At 62.7% G+C, this 18,751-nt stretch carries 17 protein-coding genes; 9 read left to right on the forward strand and 8 right to left on the reverse strand.

What is annotated here, in order from left to right:
- Position 1: 1 nt before the first annotated feature.
- Entirely contained in the window at positions 2 to 1,339 is a 1,338-nt protein-coding gene (locus SBP02_RS16765; protein WP_318643476.1) for a sigma-54-dependent transcriptional regulator, read from the forward strand.
- Positions 1,340 to 1,368: 29 nt separating this feature from the next.
- Here SBP02_RS16765 and thiO read toward each other — a convergent pair whose 3' ends face one another.
- Positions 1,369 to 2,478, reverse strand: coding sequence for a glycine oxidase ThiO (thiO, locus tag SBP02_RS16770; RefSeq protein ID WP_318643478.1), 1,110 nt, complete (start codon positions 2,476 to 2,478; stop codon positions 1,369 to 1,371).
- A gap of 58 nt (positions 2,479 to 2,536) precedes the next feature.
- On the opposite strand from thiO, the gene SBP02_RS16775 reads away from it, so the two are divergent.
- From SBP02_RS16775 to SBP02_RS16805, 7 genes are all read left to right on the forward strand, one after another.
- The gene (locus tag SBP02_RS16775) at positions 2,537 to 3,052 is read left to right on the forward strand and encodes a GspH/FimT family pseudopilin (RefSeq protein WP_318643480.1); all 516 of its coding nucleotides are present in this window, start codon (positions 2,537 to 2,539) and stop codon (positions 3,050 to 3,052) included.
- A gap of 99 nt (positions 3,053 to 3,151) precedes the next feature.
- The gene (locus SBP02_RS16780) at positions 3,152 to 3,607 is read left to right on the forward strand and encodes a GspH/FimT family pseudopilin (protein WP_318643482.1); all 456 of its coding nucleotides are present in this window, start codon (positions 3,152 to 3,154) and stop codon (positions 3,605 to 3,607) included.
- A gap of 2 nt (positions 3,608 to 3,609) precedes the next feature.
- Entirely contained in the window at positions 3,610 to 4,116 is a 507-nt protein-coding gene (pilV, locus tag SBP02_RS16785) for a type IV pilus modification protein PilV (protein ID WP_318643483.1), read from the forward strand.
- Entirely contained in the window at positions 4,113 to 4,706 is a 594-nt protein-coding gene (locus tag SBP02_RS16790; protein WP_318643485.1) for a PilW family protein, read from the forward strand. The genes pilV and SBP02_RS16790 overlap by 4 nt, the downstream gene beginning before the upstream one ends.
- Positions 4,703 to 5,146 (forward strand): pilus assembly PilX family protein, encoded by a 444-nt coding sequence (locus tag SBP02_RS16795; protein ID WP_318643486.1) that lies wholly within the window; start codon positions 4,703 to 4,705, stop codon positions 5,144 to 5,146. Before SBP02_RS16790 ends, SBP02_RS16795 begins: the two co-directional genes overlap by 4 nt.
- A gap of 47 nt (positions 5,147 to 5,193) precedes the next feature.
- Positions 5,194 to 9,828, forward strand: coding sequence for a pilus assembly protein (locus SBP02_RS16800; protein WP_318643488.1), 4,635 nt, complete (start codon positions 5,194 to 5,196; stop codon positions 9,826 to 9,828).
- A gap of 11 nt (positions 9,829 to 9,839) precedes the next feature.
- Entirely contained in the window at positions 9,840 to 10,211 is a 372-nt protein-coding gene (locus tag SBP02_RS16805; RefSeq protein ID WP_318643490.1) for a type IV pilin protein, read from the forward strand.
- A gap of 134 nt (positions 10,212 to 10,345) precedes the next feature.
- On the opposite strand, the gene ispH is transcribed toward SBP02_RS16805, so the two are convergent.
- The 6 genes from ispH to murJ form a co-directional block, all read right to left on the reverse strand.
- Positions 10,346 to 11,290, reverse strand: coding sequence for a 4-hydroxy-3-methylbut-2-enyl diphosphate reductase (gene ispH, locus SBP02_RS16810; protein ID WP_318643492.1), 945 nt, complete (start codon positions 11,288 to 11,290; stop codon positions 10,346 to 10,348).
- A gap of 103 nt (positions 11,291 to 11,393) precedes the next feature.
- Positions 11,394 to 11,831 carry an FKBP-type peptidyl-prolyl cis-trans isomerase gene (locus tag SBP02_RS16815; protein ID WP_318643494.1) on the reverse strand — a complete coding sequence of 146 codons (438 nt, stop codon included), beginning with the start codon at positions 11,829 to 11,831 and terminating at the stop codon, positions 11,394 to 11,396.
- The gene (gene lspA / locus SBP02_RS16820) at positions 11,824 to 12,333 is read right to left on the reverse strand and encodes a signal peptidase II (RefSeq protein WP_318643496.1); all 510 of its coding nucleotides are present in this window, start codon (positions 12,331 to 12,333) and stop codon (positions 11,824 to 11,826) included. The genes SBP02_RS16815 and lspA overlap by 8 nt, the downstream gene beginning before the upstream one ends.
- Complete coding sequence (gene ileS, locus SBP02_RS16825) at positions 12,326 to 15,157, reverse strand: isoleucine--tRNA ligase (protein ID WP_318643498.1); 2,832 nt, start codon at positions 15,155 to 15,157, stop codon at positions 12,326 to 12,328. The genes lspA and ileS overlap by 8 nt, the downstream gene beginning before the upstream one ends.
- 10 nt (positions 15,158 to 15,167) lie before the next feature.
- The gene (ribF, locus tag SBP02_RS16830) at positions 15,168 to 16,106 is read right to left on the reverse strand and encodes a bifunctional riboflavin kinase/FAD synthetase (RefSeq protein ID WP_318643500.1); all 939 of its coding nucleotides are present in this window, start codon (positions 16,104 to 16,106) and stop codon (positions 15,168 to 15,170) included.
- Between the two features lie 82 nt (positions 16,107 to 16,188).
- Complete coding sequence (gene murJ / locus SBP02_RS16835; protein WP_318643502.1) at positions 16,189 to 17,727, reverse strand: murein biosynthesis integral membrane protein MurJ; 1,539 nt, start codon at positions 17,725 to 17,727, stop codon at positions 16,189 to 16,191.
- A gap of 192 nt (positions 17,728 to 17,919) precedes the next feature.
- Between murJ and rpsT the strand changes: the two genes are divergently transcribed.
- Entirely contained in the window at positions 17,920 to 18,198 is a 279-nt protein-coding gene (rpsT, locus tag SBP02_RS16840; RefSeq protein WP_213641307.1) for a 30S ribosomal protein S20, read from the forward strand.
- A 92-nt stretch (positions 18,199 to 18,290) separates the two neighbouring features.
- Here the strand turns inward: rpsT and SBP02_RS16845 are convergent, their stop codons facing one another.
- Entirely contained in the window at positions 18,291 to 18,749 is a 459-nt protein-coding gene (locus SBP02_RS16845; RefSeq protein ID WP_318643506.1) for a CreA family protein, read from the reverse strand.
- Between the last annotated feature and the right edge of the window lie 2 nt (positions 18,750 to 18,751).

Below are 18,751 nucleotides of genomic sequence, written 5' to 3' on the forward strand. Positions count from 1 at the left end.
CATGAACCGCCAGAGAGCCCTGATCGTCGATGACGAGCCCGATATCCGCGAACTGCTGGAGATCACCCTAGGCCGGATGAAGCTCGACACCCGCAGCGCCCGCAACGTCAAGGAGGCGCGCGACTGGCTGGCCAAGGAGCCGTTCGATCTGTGCCTGACCGACATGCGCCTGCCCGACGGCACCGGGCTGGAGCTGGTGCAATACATCCAACAGCGCCACCCGCAGGTACCGGTGGCGATGATCACCGCCTACGGCAGCCTGGACACCGCGATCAACGCGCTCAAGGCCGGGGCCTTCGACTTCCTGACCAAGCCGGTGGACCTGGGCCGCCTGCGCGAGCTGGTCGCCACGGCCCTGCGCCTGCGCACCACCGAGGGCGAAAACACGCCGGTGGACAGCCGCCTGCTCGGCGACTCGCCGCCCATGCAGACACTGCGCAAACAGATCCTCAAACTCGCCCGCAGTCAGGCGCCGGTGTATATCAGCGGCGAGTCCGGCAGCGGCAAGGAGCTGGTCGCCCGCCTGATCCACGAACAGGGACCACGCAGCGAGCAGCCCTTCGTTCCGGTCAACTGCGGCGCCATTCCCTCGGAACTGATGGAGAGCGAGTTCTTCGGGCACAAGAAAGGCAGCTTCACCGGCGCCGTGGAGGACAAGCAGGGGCTGTTCCAGGCCGCCAACGGCGGCACCCTGTTCCTCGACGAGGTCGCCGACCTGCCGCTGCCGATGCAGGTCAAGCTGCTGCGGGCGATCCAGGAGAAGGCCGTGCGCGCGGTCGGTGGCCAGCAGGAGGCGGTGGTCGATGTGCGCATCCTCTGCGCCACCCACAAGGACCTGGCCGCGGAAGTGGCCGCCGAACGCTTCCGCCAGGACCTCTACTACCGCCTCAACGTCATCGAGCTACGCGTGCCGCCACTACGCGAGCGCCGCGAAGACATCGCCCAGCTGGCCACGGCCATGCTCAAGCGCCTGGCCGCAGACACCGGCCTGAGCCTCGCCCAACTCGAGACCGAGGCCCTGGAGAAGCTCAAGAGCTACCGCTTCCCCGGCAACGTGCGCGAGCTGGAGAACATGCTCGAGCGCGCCTACACCCTGTGCGAGGACGACCGCATCAGCGCCAGCGACCTGCGCCTGAGCGATGCCTGCAGCCCCGGTGAGAACGGCGAGGCCAGCCTGGCGCAAATCGACAACCTGGAAGACCACCTGGAAGACATCGAGCGCAAGCTGATCATGCAGGCACTCGAAGAAACCCGCTGGAACCGCACCGCCGCCGCCCAGCGCCTGGGCCTGACCTTTCGCTCGATGCGCTACCGCCTGAAGAAGCTGGGGATCGATTGAGGCCCAGATCGTGTACCGCGAGAACGCCCTCAGCTCAATCGGCCTGCCGGCGAATAAGGCGTAGGATCCACGATCGGGTCACGCCCCAGCATCAGATCAACCAGCAGCTGGCAGGATGCCGGCGCCAGCACCAGACCATTGCGGTAATGGCCACAATTCAACCACAACCCTGGGTACTGTGGCACCTCGCCGATAAAGGGAACTCCATCCGGCGACCCAGGCCGCAAGCCAGCCCAATGCCCCACCACCTCAGCATCGGCCAACCCCGGCAACAACTCCTCGGCGGATGCCTTTAGACTAGCAAGAGCCTCCTCGGTCGGCGTTTTGTCAAAACCAGCATGCTCCAGGGTACTGCCTACCAGGATATGTCCATCCTTGCGCGGAATCGCATAACGCCCCTTGGCCAAGACCATGGCCGGCAAAAAATCCTTGGCACACTTGTAGAGGATCATCTGCCCTTTCACGGGCTCGACCGGCAACGAGAGTCCCAACACAGCCAACAACGAGCCAGACCAAGCCCCTGCCGCCAGCACGACACACTCGTATGACCACTTCCGCCCTCCAGCCCGGAAACTCATGCCCCCCTCAGGGTTGGCCTGTAACGAACCAACAGCACCCTGCTCACACAACTCAACCCGCCCTTCTAACAACAGAATCTTGCGTAGTGCATCCAGCAGCCGCGGATTCCTCACATTGGCCAGATCAGGCATCCACAGCCCCCGCTGAAACCCGCGGCCCAACATGGGCAAGCGGGAATACAGCAGCTCAGCGCTCACTTGCTGCACAGATCGCCCCCCACCAACAGCCCAGGCCAAAGCCTGGGGTTCGTCCTGCAAATCCAGCCAGTAGAGCCCAGTACGACAAACCTGCGGATCAACCCCAGTTGCTGTAAACAATTCCTGCCCGAGTTGCGGATAGAACCCCTGAGACCAGGCAGCCAGTGCGCCCACGGCAGCTCCATAGCGCCATGGGTAAAGCGGCGAAACAATCCCCCCTCCAGCCCATGATGCCTCTCGCCCAACGGACTGCTGCTCAAATAACCGAACTCGACGACCTGCCCGAGAAAGATTGAGCGCCGTGAGCAACCCCATCACCCCGCCCCCAACCACCGCCACTTCTGACTCGGCACCAACTTGCATTTCTTAAAATCCTTCTAGACTGATGACTCGAATCGACCTACAGCAAGGAAGCTGAGTAATGCAGAAAGATCGGGGACTAGGCCTGATCGAGCTGCTGGTCGTGCTGGCAATCCTGGCCATTGTACTAGGCTTGGCTGCGCCCTCACTGCACGCCCAGATTATCGATCAACAACGTACTGCAACCCTCAACCAGATGCTAGGCGCCCTCCAGCACACTCGCAGCACAGCCGTGTACTCTCGCGAAATCACCAGCATCTGCTCAGGTACAGCGTCTTGCCAGTCGAGCAAGGTCTGGAGCCGCAATCTGCTCATTTTCAAAGATGCGAACCGCAACGGCACACTGGATGCACATGAACACATCGAGATTCAGGAGAAACTTGCCGAGGGATACACGTGGTATTGGGGCAGCTTTCGCAACCGCCCCTACCTAAGCTATGAGGGTGATGGAACAACTCTGGCCAGCAACGGCACCATGACCCTCTGCCGCAACGGAATCCCCCTTAACCAGATAGTCATCAGCCTGTCCGGCAGGGTCCGACACCAGGCAGCTCCGCAGGGGGCAAGGTGTCGATAGTCACTTCATCGCACTTTTGCTACGCCTGTCCGCGACCAATGGATATGCCTCTGCCTGATCACTACTGTAGCCCTCAGGTACTTCCATGCAGAGACAACCATGTCCATCGCCAACCTTCCACGCCGCCAGAGCCCCCGAAGTCAAGGCGGTTTCACGCTCATTGAGCTCATGGTGGTAGTCGCCATCGTGGCCATCGTGGCTCTGGTAGCACTGCCTAACTACGGCCCCATGATGCAATCCAGCCGGGAAACTTCGACTGGCAACGAACTACTGGGAGCCTTGCTCGTTGCTCGCAGCGAGGCTGTCACACGACGAACCGCCGTCACGGTCTGCGCCAGCAGCGACCAAAGCACTTGCAGTGGCTCCTGGGCAGACGGCGGAGTTGTGCGCGCCTCCGACGGCACGGTTATCCGCGCCCTCCCTGCCGTCAACGATGTCACCATCTCTGGCGCCGCCATCACCTTTCGCAGCAATGGCACATCCGCTGGCGGCACACTGACCGTCGGCAGCCACAACGTCATTGTCAATACCATCGGTCATGCCAAGGTCGACTAGCCATGATGAGCAATGCAATGAATAAGCGAAGCCGTGGTTTTACCCTGATTGAGGTCATGGTAGCCGTGGTAGTGCTCGCCGTCGGCCTGCTGGGCATGGCCAGCCTAATGGTACGTAGCCAACAGTCCAACGAGGGGGCCTACTCCCGCAGCCAAGCCTCGATCCTGGCATATGACATCATCGAGCGCATGCGCGCCAACAAAGTACTGGCGTCCCCCCTGGAAACCCGCAAAGTCAGCTACGCCACACAGAGCGGCGCATACGTGCTGGCCGCCCTGCCGACCTGCGCGACACCCGCCGGCGGGCAACAGGCAGCAGGCAGCGCCCAGGCTGCCCAGGACCTGGCCCAATGGTGCCAGATAGTCAGAAGCAGCCTGCCGAACGTGGACAGCGCGAATACCAGCATCGTCCGTGGCACAGGCAATCTTTACACCGTCTCCATTCAGTGGCAGGACGCCACCGCCGATGGGGATAGTGCCCAAAGTGTTCAAGTGGTGGCCGAGCTATGAAAAGCAGAGAACTAGGCATGTCGCTCGTCGAGGTCATGGTAGCAGTGCTGATCAGCACTATTTTGGTACTCGGCGTTACCGAGCTGTTCGGCAACTCCTTCTTTTCCAGCCGCAGCAACAACGAGCTGACTCGTATGCAGGAAGCTGGACGAGTAGCCCTTGAAGTGATTGGTGCTGACGCACGCCGCGCTGGCTACCAAGGCTGCACGGCTGCCGACCAGGAGCATAAATTCAACGATGGTCACTCCCTGCCAGACGATGCGGTGACCAGCTCCAGCGCGACTACGGTGACCTTCCGCTTTGCCGACCCCGGCACCGGCTGCAATGACAGTACGGGCACCTACCAGGAGCTGACTTGGAACGAGCCGGCAGTCACCTACAGCAGCGCCAATGGCACCCTGTCACGCAACGGCGACCCGATTCTGGATAACGTCAACATGTCGGTGGCCTTCATCCCCACCGGCAGCGCCCTGACCTCAACCGCAGTGCGCATCACCATTACCGTTAGCGACTCTCGCAACGCCGCCCCCCATACCCTCGGCAACCGCACCTTCAGCGGCACCTACGAGCTAAGGAACAAACTGCTATGAGCCCGCATAAACAGAGTGGCATGGTATTAGTCGTCAGCTTGTTGCTGCTGTTGATGCTGACCCTGATTGCCATCAGCGCGGCCAACCAGTCCAGCCTGCAGCTGCGTATCGCATCCAACAGCGAACAACAGAACGCCGCCTTCCAGGCAGCCGAATCTGGCCTCCAGCAGTGGACCGCCGAATACTTCGGCGCCGCTGATAACTCTGCCTTCCCTGACGACTGGAGCGATCAAGTGGTAGGTAGCGCGAGGACTGGCTATCCCGCTGAGCAGTCAACCGTGGTCACCACCTATTCCGGCCCCTGTCCAGGCTCTGGCATCGGGCGCGTTTCACTCAACTGCTTCAGTCTACGTAGTACGGGCCAGGTCTGCGACTCAGGCAACTGCACGGCGACAGCCATTCACCTCCAAGGCGGCCAGCGTCGCCAACTCAGCCAGTGAATGCGCCCCGAACACTCTGTGACCCTGGACGGTCAAGGAATAGCAAAATGAACAACAAACACTTCCTACGCACCATGCTGTCCTCTGCCCTCGCCTGCAGCCTCATCCTGCACAGTGCATTCACTCAGGCGGACGATACCGAGATTTTCTTCAGCAGCCCGGATACCAGCACAGAGGTGGCCAGGCCCAATGTGCTGTTCATTCTCGACAACTCAGGCTCCATGAACTGGGGGCTGACCACTAACAATAACGCCACAGGTGGCGCCAAGTCGCGACTCACGGTACTCAAGGAGTCGTTCTCCGACATCCTCGGCAACACCAGCGGCATCAATGCCGGCATCATGGTGCTCAACTCACGCAGCGAATACGGCAACAGCCGTTTCATGTACCCGGTCACCAACATCGATCAGACCGTCCCGTCGAGCAATACCCTACCAGCCAACACCGGAGGCATCCTCGTCTCCGGGGATGATGCCACTCAAGCCACCTCTCCGCTGGGCGCTGCAGTGACGGATGCCCCGACTCTGGTGATGGGACAGATCACCACCAGCAACACCGTGGCCGGCAGCGCCACCAGCACACTGACCACCAACGGCATCTATTTCCGCAAGACCGTCAGCGGCAGCGACTATGCTTGCAGGATGAGCGCACCCAGCCGCACCACGGCTTCCGCCTGCTACGGCGAAGCGAGTCGGACCTCCGACAACCTGAGAACATCGGAAGTCATGTTCTTGTTCCAAGGCCTCAGTATTCCAGCCAACGCTACTGTTACTGATGCCTACATTTCCATGACGCCAACCAACAACCAGAACAACCGGAACCCGTCCGTTTCGGTTCGCATCCAGAACAGCAAGGCACCCGCCGCTCTAAACGACAGTAACCTCATCGGCAACCGAACCTACCTCAGTCCAGACCCTGCTTCGATCAATACATCGGGCGGGTGGTCAAACGGCTACCCGGTACAGATCGATGTCACCTCGCAAGTGACTGCGCTGCGCAGCACCGCCCCTGCCGCCGACCCAATCACCGGCCTGCTTGCCCGACTCTACGTGGGCGGCAACAGGGACTACAACATTTGCACGGCCGGGTCCTGCATGCCGCAACTGGTCGTAACCTACACGACCACGGCTAGCGCCAATGAAACCCGCATGACCGCCTTGCGCTTCCAGGATGTGGCCATTCCAGCCGGAGCCACGGTCACATCGGCCAGCATCAGCTTCGTCCCTGCAGCGACCAGCACCGGCGGCAACGCCACCTTCGAGGTGCGCGCAGAAAATACCAGCAATGCCAACATCTTCGCTGCGGGCACCAACCTGGAAACCCGCACCAAGACCCTACCGGTGGACTGGGTAGCACCCGACTGGGTAGCAGCACCCACCCCGGCCCATATCGCAGGGCCGGACGTCACCAGTTTGGTACAGAACATCGTCAGCAGCAGTGGCTGGTGCGGCAACAATGCCATGGCTTTCTATATCACCCCTAAAGCCGGCAACACCAGCAACCGCGTGGCCTACAGCATCGACGGCGCGGGTGGCCTGCAACCGATCCTCAATATCAGCTACACCGGCGGCACCAGTGGCTGCATCAACCCGATCATCGAGTTACGTGTCAGCGCCGAGAAAAACGATGCCTATGAGAACCGCAACGGTAATGTCAGCGTCGCAGCCAACACACTACCCCTTGATCGCGCCGTAATCGCGGCCCGCTTCGAGCAGGTTAGAGTCAATCGCAACGCCACCATCATGGACGCAAAGTTGTTTGTGACACCGTCCAATACCATTGCCTCGCCCAGTGTCAGCTCCTCGATCAGCGTGGAAAATGCCGACAATTCGGCTGCACTCACCTCGGACAGCTACAACCTAACGAGCCGTAGCAAGTCCTCGACCAGCACTTGCGCTTTCAACTCAGCCAATGGCGGCTGGACTGCTGGACAAGCGGTCATCTGCACCTCCCCTACCCTGGCCAGCAACCTTAACTCGGTATTTGCTCGCTCTAGCTGGGCCGCCAACAATGCTCTGACAGTGTTCCTAGAGCAGGCCAGCGACTCCAGCCTGGATGCCGTTGCCTATGAGCAGAACCCCTCGCAAAGCATCAAGCTCCGCCTCAAGATCCAGAGCGGAGGCTTGGCCGATCAGGGTACCCGCACGGTACGAGACGATATGGTCGCCAGTGTGAACAGCATGTTTGCCGAGAACAGCACCCCCATCGTCCCGACCCTCTACGACGCGGCACGCTACCTGCGCGGCGAAACCAGTCGAGCCACCCCTATCACCACGTCCTGCCAACCCACTCATATGGTGCTGCTGACCGATGGTCAAGCCAACGGCAACACCACTGCGGCGAAAACCGGCATTGGCAGCATCGTGGGGGGAAGCTGTACCGGCGATGCCAGTGACGATGGCGAGCAGTGCGCACGAACCCTCGCCACCTACTTGGCCAACAATGATCAGCTGAGCAGCCTTGCGGGTGACAACAAGGTTACGACTCACACCGTAGGCTTTGCCCTGGATGCCAGCGGAGAAACGGCCAGCGCCAATATCAGGAAATTCCTGCAAGACATCGCCACCAATGGCGGAGGCTCTTTCAACACCGCAGCCAATGCTGGTGAGTTAACCAAGGCCTTCAACAAGATCATTGGCGAAGTACTGGCCACCGACACCACCTTCGTCAGTGCGTCCGCCCCGGTCAACACCTTCAACCGCCAGGACAACAAGGACGAGCTGTACTTCTCCCTGTTCCGCCCGGCCGCCACCGACCGCTGGGCAGGTAACCTGAAGCGCTACCGCATGGCCACCGTCGACGGCAACGCCTTTATCGTGGACGTCGATGGCTCACCTGCCATCGACCCGCTCACAGGCTTCTTCCGCACCAGTGCACGCAGTTGGTGGTCCACCGGCAACGATGGCAGCACAGTCGCTGCAGGTGGTGCGGCCTCCAGACTGCCGGCTCCGAGCAGCCGAGTCCTGCTGACTAACGTCACGGCCAACAGCAACGCCCTGACTGCCATCAGCGAGAACAATACCGAACTGACGGCGGCTAAGTTGGGGGTAAACACCGCCACAGAGCGAACCGCGCTGATCGACTACATCCGCGGCCTAGAGAATGGTGTGGCGCGCAAGAGCATCGGCGACCCCATCCACGCCACCCCTAGCCTGGTGACCTATGGCTGCAATGCCACCGATACCTCGGGCAACTGCAGCAGTGATGTACAGAGCGCAATCTTCGGTACCAACGAAGGCTTCGTGCAGATGTTCGATACCAATACCGGCGCTGAGCAATTCGCCTTCATGCCGGAAATCCTGCTCCCCAACGTCAAACGACTGATGGCCAACGAAGCCATCAAGAGTTCGACCGAGGAAACTCGCCAATACGGCATGGATAACACCGTTACCGTCTGGGCCAACGATGAGAACGGCAATGGCGTGATCCGCTCAGGCGGCAGCGTCGAATCGGGCGAGTTCGTCTATGCCTACGCCACCATGGGTCGAGGTGGTCGCAACATCTACGCCTTGGATATCAGCACCCCAACCTCACCGCGCCTCCTCTGGACCATCAAGGGTGGCAGCACCGCTGGTTTCGCTCGCCTTGGCCAGACGTGGTCGGCCCCGGTGCGTACCAAGATGACGATCGGCACGACCGACACCGACGTACTGGTATTCGGTGGCGGTTATGACCCGGATCAGGACAACGCCACTGTAAGGACGGTAGATGACCAGGGTAACGACCTCTATGTTGTGAACGCCCGCACCGGAGCACTGATCTGGTCGGCCTCTGGTGCCGGCATCAGCGGCATGAACTACAGCATTCCCAGTGGAGTCAGCGTGATCAGCCTGCAGTCTGATGGTAATGGCAACACCGTCACCGACCCGCAAGGTCGTGCAGGGCAGATATTCGTGGGTGACATGGGCGGTCAAGTCTGGCGCTTCCATGTCCATAACGGCCAGAGCGGAACAGCCCTGATCACCGGAGGCATCTTTGCCAGCATTGCGGGTAACGATGAGGCCGGCGCACGGCGCTTCTACCATGAGCCGGAAATAGCCCTGCTCGGCGTGAACAATAACCTCAGCCTGACCGTCAATATTGGCTCTGGCTATCGCGGGCACCCGCTGAACACCCAGATCGATGATCGTTTCTACTCGTTCCGCACCGAAAACCTGAGCACCACCGGCGGCGTACTGAGGGAGTCGGACATGTACGACGCCACCAGTCTGACGAGTGCAACAGCAGCCCAAACCGAAGCGGTACTGGCGGCTGATGGCTGGTATATCCGCTTGACTCGTGATGGTGAAAAGGTACTTTCACGGCCACTCGCTGTGAACGGGCAACTGCTGTTCAACACCTATGAACCCAAAAGTGCCAGTGACGCATGCAAGGCAGCTTTCGGCGTGACTCGCGCCTATCGCGTCAACCTGCTCAACTCGACTGCAGTCGACACCCACCGCGAGGTCGTAATCACAGGTAGCAGCCTGCCCTCTAACCCTCAGTTGTACTGCAAAGGCAACAGCTGCTGGGCCTACAACGACCCCTCGCAACTGATTCCTACCAGCGACGACTCCGGCGGTAGCGATGATCAATGCGCAGCATCTGCCAACCCAGAGAAGTGCCGCTGCGATAAGGACCCATATTGTGAGTGGATGCCAAGCACTCCCAGAACATACTGGACAGACGAGAAGGCCGAGTAAGGTATATGGACATGAATACACAGAAAGGCTTCACGCTGATCGAGCTGATGATTGCCGTAGTGATCCTTGCGATCCTGGCGGCGATCGCCATACCCAGCTATACGCAGTACGTTGATCGGGCTGAATGCGAGGATGGCAAGGCACTCATTACCGGCGCAGCCAACTTTATGGAGCGATATCGTGCCCAGAATGGCGGTAGCTACGCAAACGCCTCATTGAACGGCTTCGGCTCTAACAGCGAGACATTCGGTGTCGTTATCACGAACGCCGCAGCAGCCAGCTACACGCTAACGGCCACTGCCCAAGGCCGCCTGAACGGCAACTTGACCCTGACACAAGCCAATGTGAGGGGCGGCAGCCTTGCAGGTCAATGTAACTGGTAACGCGGTATAAAAAGAAAGAGCCAGCCCCTGCTGGTGTTGGCTCTTTCTTTTTTCAACTCGACTAACTAGCGCCCTCGATGAGCACAACGCTATAAGCAACCACCAACGAATACCCGAGGAAACGCACGACCTCGTTAAAGCGTCTTGACCCTCAACTCTTTTGGCATCGAGAAGGTCACATTCTCCGGCCGCCCCTCCAGCTCTTGCTCATCAACGGCCCCCCAGGCCCGCAGCTGGCTGACCACGCCGCGCACCAGCACTTCCGGCGCCGAGGCGCCGGCGGTGATGCCGATGCCGGAAACACCGTCGAACCATTCGCGCTTGAGGTCTTCGGCGCCGTCGATCAGGTAGGCCGGGGTGCCCATGCGCTCGGCCAGTTCGCGCAGGCGGTTGGAGTTGGAGCTGTTGGGGCTGCCGACCACCAGCAGCACGTCGCACTCGGCGGCCAGCTGCTTGACCGCGTCCTGGCGGTTCTGGGTGGCGTAGCAGATGTCGTCCTTGCGCGGGCCGCCGATGTCGGGAAACTTGCGGCGCAGGGCGTCGATCACCTTGCTGGTGTCATCCATCGACAGGGTGGTCTGGGTGACGAAGGCCAGGGCTTGCGGGTTGCGCACCTGCAGGCGCTGCACGTCCGCCTCGTCCTCCACCAGGTAGATGGCGCCGCCGTTGCTGGCGTCGTACTGGCCCATGGTGCCCTCGACCTCCGGGTGCCCGGCATGCCCGATGAGGATGCACTCGCGGCCTTCGCGGCTGTAGCGCACCACTTCCATGTGCACCTTGGTCACCAGCGGGCAGGTGGCGTCGAACACCTTCAGGCCACGCCGCTCGGCCTCGTTGCGCACCGCCTGGGACACGCCGTGGGCGCTGAAGATGACGATGACGTCGTCCGGCACCTGATCCAGCTCCTCGACGAACACCGCGCCGCGGGCGCGCAGGTCCTCGACCACGAACTTGTTGTGCACCACCTCGTGGCGCACGTAGATCGGCGGGCCGAACACCTCCAGGGCGCGATTGACGATCTCGATGGCGCGATCGACGCCGGCGCAGAAGCCGCGAGGGTTGGCGAGTTTGATGTGCATGGGCGTGAATCTCGGCGCGAAGCGGGAATAGGGAGTGTAACGCCGCCCGCAGGCCGCGGGCGAATGGCCACTCAGAGGAACCGGCTGTACGGCCCCGGAGACCTCAGAGCGCCTTGACCTCGATGATTTCCACCTCGAAGCACAGCGTCTTGCCGGCCAGCGGATGGTTGAAATCGATGGTCACCTGGGCCTCGTCGAAGGCCTTGACCACTCCCGGCAGCTCGGCGTTGGCGGCGTCGTTGAAGATCACCAGCAGGCCTTCGGACAGCTCCATGTCCTGAAACTGCGAACGCGGCATCGATTGCACGTTCTGCGGGTTGGGCTGGCCGAAGCCCTGCTCCGGCAGCACCTGCACGGTGCGCTTGTCGCCGGCCTTGAAGCCGAACAACGCGGACTCGAAACCCGGCAACAGGTTGCCGTCGCCGACCCTGAAGGTGGCCGGGGCTTTGCCTTCGGTGCTGTCCACCACATCGCCGTTTTCCAGCTTGAGGGCGAAATGCAGGGTGACTTCCTTGTCCGGGCCGATGCGTAGGTCAGTCATGGGCGACTTCTCCGGACTTGTTGCTCTTGAACATATCCAGCGCCAGGAGGATGGCGCCGAGGGTGATGGCGGTGTCGGCGAAGTTGAACGCCGGGAAATACCAGCGGTGTTGCCAGTGCACCAGGATGAAATCGACCACATGGCCGAGCAGCACCCGGTCGACCAGATTGCCCAGGGCGCCGCCGAGTACCAGGGCCAGCGCGGCGGCCAGCCAGGTTTCCTCGGGTTTCAGGCGCTTGAGCCAGATCACCAGCACCAGGCTGACCACCAGGGCGACGGCGGCGAAGAACCAGCGCTGCCAGCCGGACGCGCCGGCCAGGAAGCTGAAGGCGGCGCCGGTGTTATAGGCCAGGGTCCAGCTGAAGTAGTCGGGGATCACCACCACCTGCTGGTAGAGGGTCAGCACATCCTCGACATACAGCTTGCTGGCCTGGTCGACCACGAACACCAATAGGCTCAGCCACAACCAAGCCAGGCGTCCATAACGGCTGGCATTAGGCATAGTGGCGAACCTCGCCGGCGCCTTCGATGTTGTCCACGCAGCGCCCGCAGATCTCCGGGTGCGCCGCATGGCTACCGACGTCCTCACGGTGGTGCCAGCAGCGGCCGCACTTGGCGTGGGCGGACTTGACCACCTTGAGTTTGAGGCCGGCCACTTCGGTGTCCACCGCATCGCCCGGCGCATTGGCCAGCGGCGCCAGGCTGGCGGTGGAGGTGATCAGCACGAAACGCAGCTCGTTGCCCAGCTTGTGCAGGTCGGCGATCAGCGCATCTTCGGCATAGACCGTCACCTCGGCCTGCAGGTTGCCGCCGATGGCCTTGGCGCTGCGCTGGTTCTCCAGCTCCTTGTTCACCGCCACCTTGACCGCCATGACCCGCTCCCAGAAGGCGCGGTCCAGCTCGAAGCCCTGGGGCAGTTCGCTCAGGCCCTGATACCAGCCGTTGAGCATGACCGACTCGTTGCGCTCGCCCGGCAGGTACTGCCAGATCTCGTCGGCGGTGAAGGACAGGATCGGCGCGATCCAACGCACCAGCGCCTCGGCGATATGGAACAGCGCGGTCTGGCAGGAGCGTCGCGCCACGCTGTTGGCGGCGGTGGTGTACTGACGGTCCTTGATGATGTCGAGGTAGAAGCCGCCCAACTCCTGCACGCAGAAGTTATGCACCTTCTGGTAGACGTTCCAGAAGCGGTAACTGTCGTAGGCCTCCTCGATCTCGCGTTGCAGCAGCAGGGCACGGTCGACCGCCCAGCGGTCCAGCGCCAGCATCTCGGTTTCAGGCAGCAAGTGCTGCGCCGGATCGAAGCCGCTGAGGTTGGAGAGCAGGAAGCGCGCGGTGTTGCGGATGCGTCGGTAGGCGTCGGCACTGCGCTGCAGGATGGTCTTGGACACGGCCATCTCGCCGGAGTAATCGGACGAGGCTACCCACAGGCGCAGGATGTCGGCGCCCAGGCTGTCGTTGACCTCCTGGGGCGCCACCACGTTGCCCAGGGACTTGGACATCTTGCGGCCGTTCTCGTCGACCACGAAACCATGGGTCAGCAGCGCCTTGTAAGGCGCGTGGCCGTCGATGGCGCAGCCGGTCAGCAGGGAGGAATGGAACCAGCCGCGGTGCTGGTCGGAACCCTCCAGGTAGAGGTCGGCGCGGGGGCCGCTGGCATGACCGAGGGAATGCGAGCCGCGCAGCACGTGCCAGTGGGTGGTGCCCGAGTCGAACCAGACGTCCAGGGTGTCGCTGATCTTGTCGTACTGCGCCGCCTCGTCGCCGAGCAGTTCGGCGGCGTCCAGCTGGAACCAGGCCTCGATGCCCTGCTGCTCGACCCGCTGAGCCACGGCCTCCATCAACTCGGCGGTGCGCGGGTGCAGCTCGCCGCTTTCCTTGTGCAGGAAGAAGGGGATCGGCACGCCCCAGTTGCGCTGGCGCGAGATGCACCAGTCCGGGCGCCCGGCGATCATGCCGTGCAGGCGTGCCTGGCCCCAGGCCGGGACGAAGGCGGTTTGTTCGATGCCGGCGATGGCGCGCTCGCGCAGGGTGCTGCCCTGGGCCGACTGCTTGTCCATGCCGACGAACCACTGCGCGGTGGCGCGGTAGATCAGCGGGGTCTTGTGGCGCCAGCAGTGCATGTAGCTGTGGTTGACCTTCTCGTGGGCCAGCAGGCAGCCGACCTCGGCGAGCTTGTCGACGATCGCCGGGTTGGCCTTCCAGATGAACTGCCCGCCGAAGAATGGCAGCGACTCGGCGTAGACGCCGTTGCTCTGCACCGGGTTGAGGATGTCGTCGTTGTGCATGCCGTAGCGCTTGCACGAATGGAAGTCGTCCTCGCCGTAGGCCGGGGCCGAGTGGACGATGCCGGTACCGGCGTCCAGGGCCACGTAGTCGGCCAGGTAGATGGGCGAGAAGCGCTCGTAGAAGGGGTGCCGGCAGCGGATCAGCTCCAGTGCCTCGCCCTTGGCCCGGGCGATCACCTCGCCCTGCAGGCCGTAGCGCTGCAGGCAGCTGTCCACCAGTTCCTCGGCCAGCAGCAGCAGCTTGTCGCCGGTGTCGACCAGGGCGTAGTCGAACTCCGGATGGACGTTCAGCGCCTGGTTGGCCGGGATGGTCCAGGGCGTGGTGGTCCAGATCACCAGGTAGGCGGTCTTGGCCAGGCCGCTCAGGCCGAAGGCCGCGGCCAGCTTGTCGGCGTCCTCGACCGGGAAGCCGACATCGATGGTAGGCGATTGCTTGTCGGCGTACTCGACCTCGGCCTCGGCCAGGGCCGAGCGGCAGTCGAAACACCAGTTGACCGGCTTCAGCCCCTTGAACACGAAGCCCTGCTTGACCATCTCGGCCAGGGCGCGGATCTCGCCGGCCTCGTTGGCGAACGCCATGGTCTTGTAGGGGTTGTCCCAGTCGCCGAGCACGCCCAGGCGAATGAAGTCGGCCTTCTGCCCTTCGATCTGCTCGGCGGCGTAGGCGCGGCACAGCTCGCGGGTCTGGTCGGCGGAGAGGTGCTTGCCGTGGGTGGTTTCTACCTTGTGCTCGATCGGCAGGCCGTGGCAGTCCCAACCCGGCACGTAGGGCGCGTCGAAGCCGGACAGGGTCTTGGAACGGGTGATGATGTCCTTGAGTATCTTGTTGACCGCGTGGCCGATGTGAATGCTGCCGTTGGCGTAGGGCGGGCCGTCGTGCAGGACGAACTTCGGCCGTCCCTCGCCAATCTGCCGCAGTTTCTGATACAGGCCGATGTCGTTCCAGCGCTGCAGGGTGTGCGGCTCGCGCTGCGGCAGGCCGGCTTTCATCGGAAACTGGGTATCAGGCAGATTTAGCGTGGCTTTGTAGTCGGTCATCTCAGGCTCTTCACTTAAGCGGTTGGCCCTGCCAATGGGCACGGGCGGCGGCAATATCGGCAGCAATTGCCGTCTTCAGGGCCTCGAGTGAGGCGAATCGCTGCTCGTCGCGCAGCTTGTGGTGGAACGCCACCGTCAAACGCCGGCCATACAGGTCGCCGGCAAAATCCAGCAGATGCACTTCCAGATGGGCGCTGCCATCCCCGGCCACTGTCGGCCGCACGCCGATATTGGCCACGCCCGGCCAGGCCTGGCCGTCCACCCGGGTGCTGACCAGGTAAACCCCGGTCAAGGGCACGCGGCGGCGCTTGAGCTGGATATTGGCCGTCGGCGCGGCCAGCTGGCGGCCGAGCTTCTGCCCGTGCAGCACCCGTCCGGCAATCTGGAACGGGCGCCCGAGCAGCTGTTCGGCGAGGGCGAAATCGCCGCGCGCCAGGGCCTCACGCACCCGCGTGCTGCTGACCCGGCCGCCGCCCAGCTCGACCGTGGCCGCGGCCTCGACGGTAAAGCCCTGCTGGGCTCCGGCCTCGGCGAGGAAGGCGAAGTCACCGGCGCGATCGCAACCGAAGCGGAAGTCATCGCCGACCTCGAGATGGCGCACGCCCAGGCCGTCGACCAACACCTCGCGGACGAACTCGGCCGCACTCAACTCGCGCAGGCGCGGGTTGAACGCCAGGCACAGCACCCGGTCGACGCCCTCTTCGGCCAGCAGCGCGAGCTTGTCGCGCAACCGGGTCAGGCGCGCCGGCGCCGTCAGCGGGGCGAAGAACTCACGGGGTTGCGGCTCGAAAATCACCACGCAACTGGGCACCCCCAACTCGGCCGCACGCTCGCGCAGGCGCGCCAGGATGGCCTGATGGCCACGATGGACGCCGTCGAAGTTGCCGATGGTGGCGACACAGTCCCGATGCTGGGGCCGCAGATTGTGAAGGCCTCGAACCAGCTGCATAGCACGCTTCTTGCTCATAAAGTGGCCGATTATACGCACACCCGCCCGCCGACAACAGGCGGCAAGACCAGGCCATCGGCAATCAATGTAACGCCCTGCGGGCGAAGTCGCGCAAGCGGAAACCGAGCAGCAGCAGCATGGCGAAATAGCTCGCCAGGCCGGCCAGCACCAGCCCCCCCAGGCGCAACAGACGCAACAGCATGTTGCCCTCGCTCCAGGCCGGCATGAAATGCATGGCCGCCAGCAACACCGCGCCCATGGCCGCCACTGCCAGCAGCAGCTTGCCGAGAAACAGCCCCCAGCCCGGCTGCGGCTGGAAATAGTCGCCCTTGCGCAGCTGCCAATACAGCAGCCCGGCATTCAGGCAGGCGCCCAGGCCGATGGCCAGGGCCAGCCCGGCATGGGCCAGCGGCCCGATCAACGCCAGGTTCATCAGCTGGGTAGCGATCAACGTCACCACCGCGATGCGCACCGGCGTGCGGATGTTCTGCCGGGCATAGAAGCCCGGGGCGAGAATCTTCACCAGGATGATGCCGAGCAGGCCGACGGAGTAGGCAATCAGGGCGCGCTGGGTCATCAGCGCATCGTGAGCGGCGAACTTGCCGTACTGGAACAGGGAAACCGTCAGGGGCTCGGCCAGCACGGCCAGGGCCACCGCGCTGGGCAGCGCCAGCAGGAAGGACAGACGCAGCCCCCAGTCGAGCAGCCGCGAGTATTCCTCGCGATCGGCGCTGGCATGGGTCTTCGACAAGGCCGGCAACAGTATGGTACCCAGCGCCACCCCGAGCACGCCGGCCGGCAACTCCATCAGGCGGTCGGCGTAATACATCCAGGACACCGAGCCGGCGACCAGAAAGGAGGCGAAGACGGTGTTGATGATCAGCGAGATCTGACTGACCGACACCCCGAAGATGGCCGGCCCCATCTGCCTGAGCACCCGCCACACCCCCATGTCCTTGAGATTCAGTCGCGGCAGCACCAGCATGCCGACCTTCTTCAGGTGCGGCAGCTGGTAAAGCAGCTGCAACAGACCGCCGACCAGCACGGCCCAACCCAGGGCCATGATCGGCGGATCGAAATAGGGCGCCAGCCACAGGGCGAAGCCGATCATGCTGACGTTCAGCAGCGTCGGCACGAAGGCCGGCACCGAGAAGCGGTTCCAGGTGTTGAGCACCGCGCCGGCCAGGGACGACAGGGAGATCAGCAATATATAGGGGAAGGTAACCCGCAACAGGTCCGTGGTCAGGGCGAAGCGATCGGGCTCATCGGCGAAACCCGGGGCGGAAACCCACACGATCCAGGGTGCGAGCAGAATGCCGAGCAGGGTGACCAGGGCCAGCACCAGGGTCAGCAGGCCGCTCACGTAGGCGACGAAGGTGCGGGTCGCCTCCTCGCCCTGCTGGGTCTTGTACTCCGCCAGGATCGGCACGAAGGCCTGGGAGAAGGCCCCCTCGGCGAAGATCCGGCGCAACAGATTGGGCAGTTTGAACGCCACCACGAAGGCGTCCGAGGCCACGCTGGCGCCGAAGATACGCGCGATGATGGTATCTCGCACGAATCCCAGCACGCGGGAGAGCATGGTCAACGAGCTGACGGCGGCCAGCGACTTGAGCAGATTCATGTAATAATTCGACTTCCGCGAGCGGGCACGCCAGCGGATGCTTCACCGGCGCGCGAAGGCGACGAGTGTAGCGACCTGCCACTGGTCAGGCCAGCAGGGACGAACGCCAACAGGCTTGACAGGCGCCCATCGGGTCGGCATGATTCGCGGCCTTATTTGTTTGTAACCCCCCAGTTTTCGAGGAGCTTGACGGTGGCCAATACACCTTCTGCCAAAAAACGCGCCAAACAGGCTGAGAAGCGTCGTAGCCATAACGCCAGCCTGCGCTCCATGGTCCGCACCTACATCAAGAACGTGGTCAAGGCTATCGACGCCAAAGACCTCGAGCAGGCCAAGACCGCTTATACCCTGGCCGTTCCGGTCATCGACCGCATGGCCGACAAGGGCATCATCCACAAGAACAAAGCAGCCCGCCACAAAGGCCGCCTGAACGCCCACATCAAGGCGCTCGGCGAAGCTGCAGCAGCCTAAGCTGTCTGTTCTTGAAAAACCGGCCCCAGGGCCGGTTTTTTATTGCCAAGAAAAAAGCCCGAACTCGGTTCGGGCCTTTTTTCCACTCACGCTCAGGGCCGCTGCGGCCAGGGCAGGATAGGGATAGCCGTCACCGCATTCTGCGGACTGCCCTCTATCACCCGGTCGCTGTACACCAGATAGACCAGGGTATTGCGCCTCTCATCGAAGAACCGCACCACCTGCATGGTCTTGAACACCAGAGAGGTGCGCTCGCGAAACACCTCCTCCCCCTCTTTCAGCTCGGACTTGAAGCGCACCGGCCCGACCTGACGACAGGCGATCGAGGCCTCGGCCCGATCCTCGGCCAAGCCCAGCCCTCCCTTCACCCCACCGGTCTTGGCCCGCGATAGGTAGCAGGTCACCCCCTCCACCTTGGGGTCATCGAACGCCTCGACCACTATCTTGTCGTTCGGCCCCAACAGCTTGAACACGGTGGAGACCTCGCCGATCTCCTCGGCCGAGACCAACACGGGCAGCATCGACAACGCCGCCAACAACTTTCTCGCCATGC

The organism is Pseudomonas benzenivorans, from assembly GCF_033547155.1.
Taxonomy (GTDB): Bacteria; Pseudomonadota; Gammaproteobacteria; order Pseudomonadales; family Pseudomonadaceae; genus Aquipseudomonas; species Aquipseudomonas benzenivorans_B.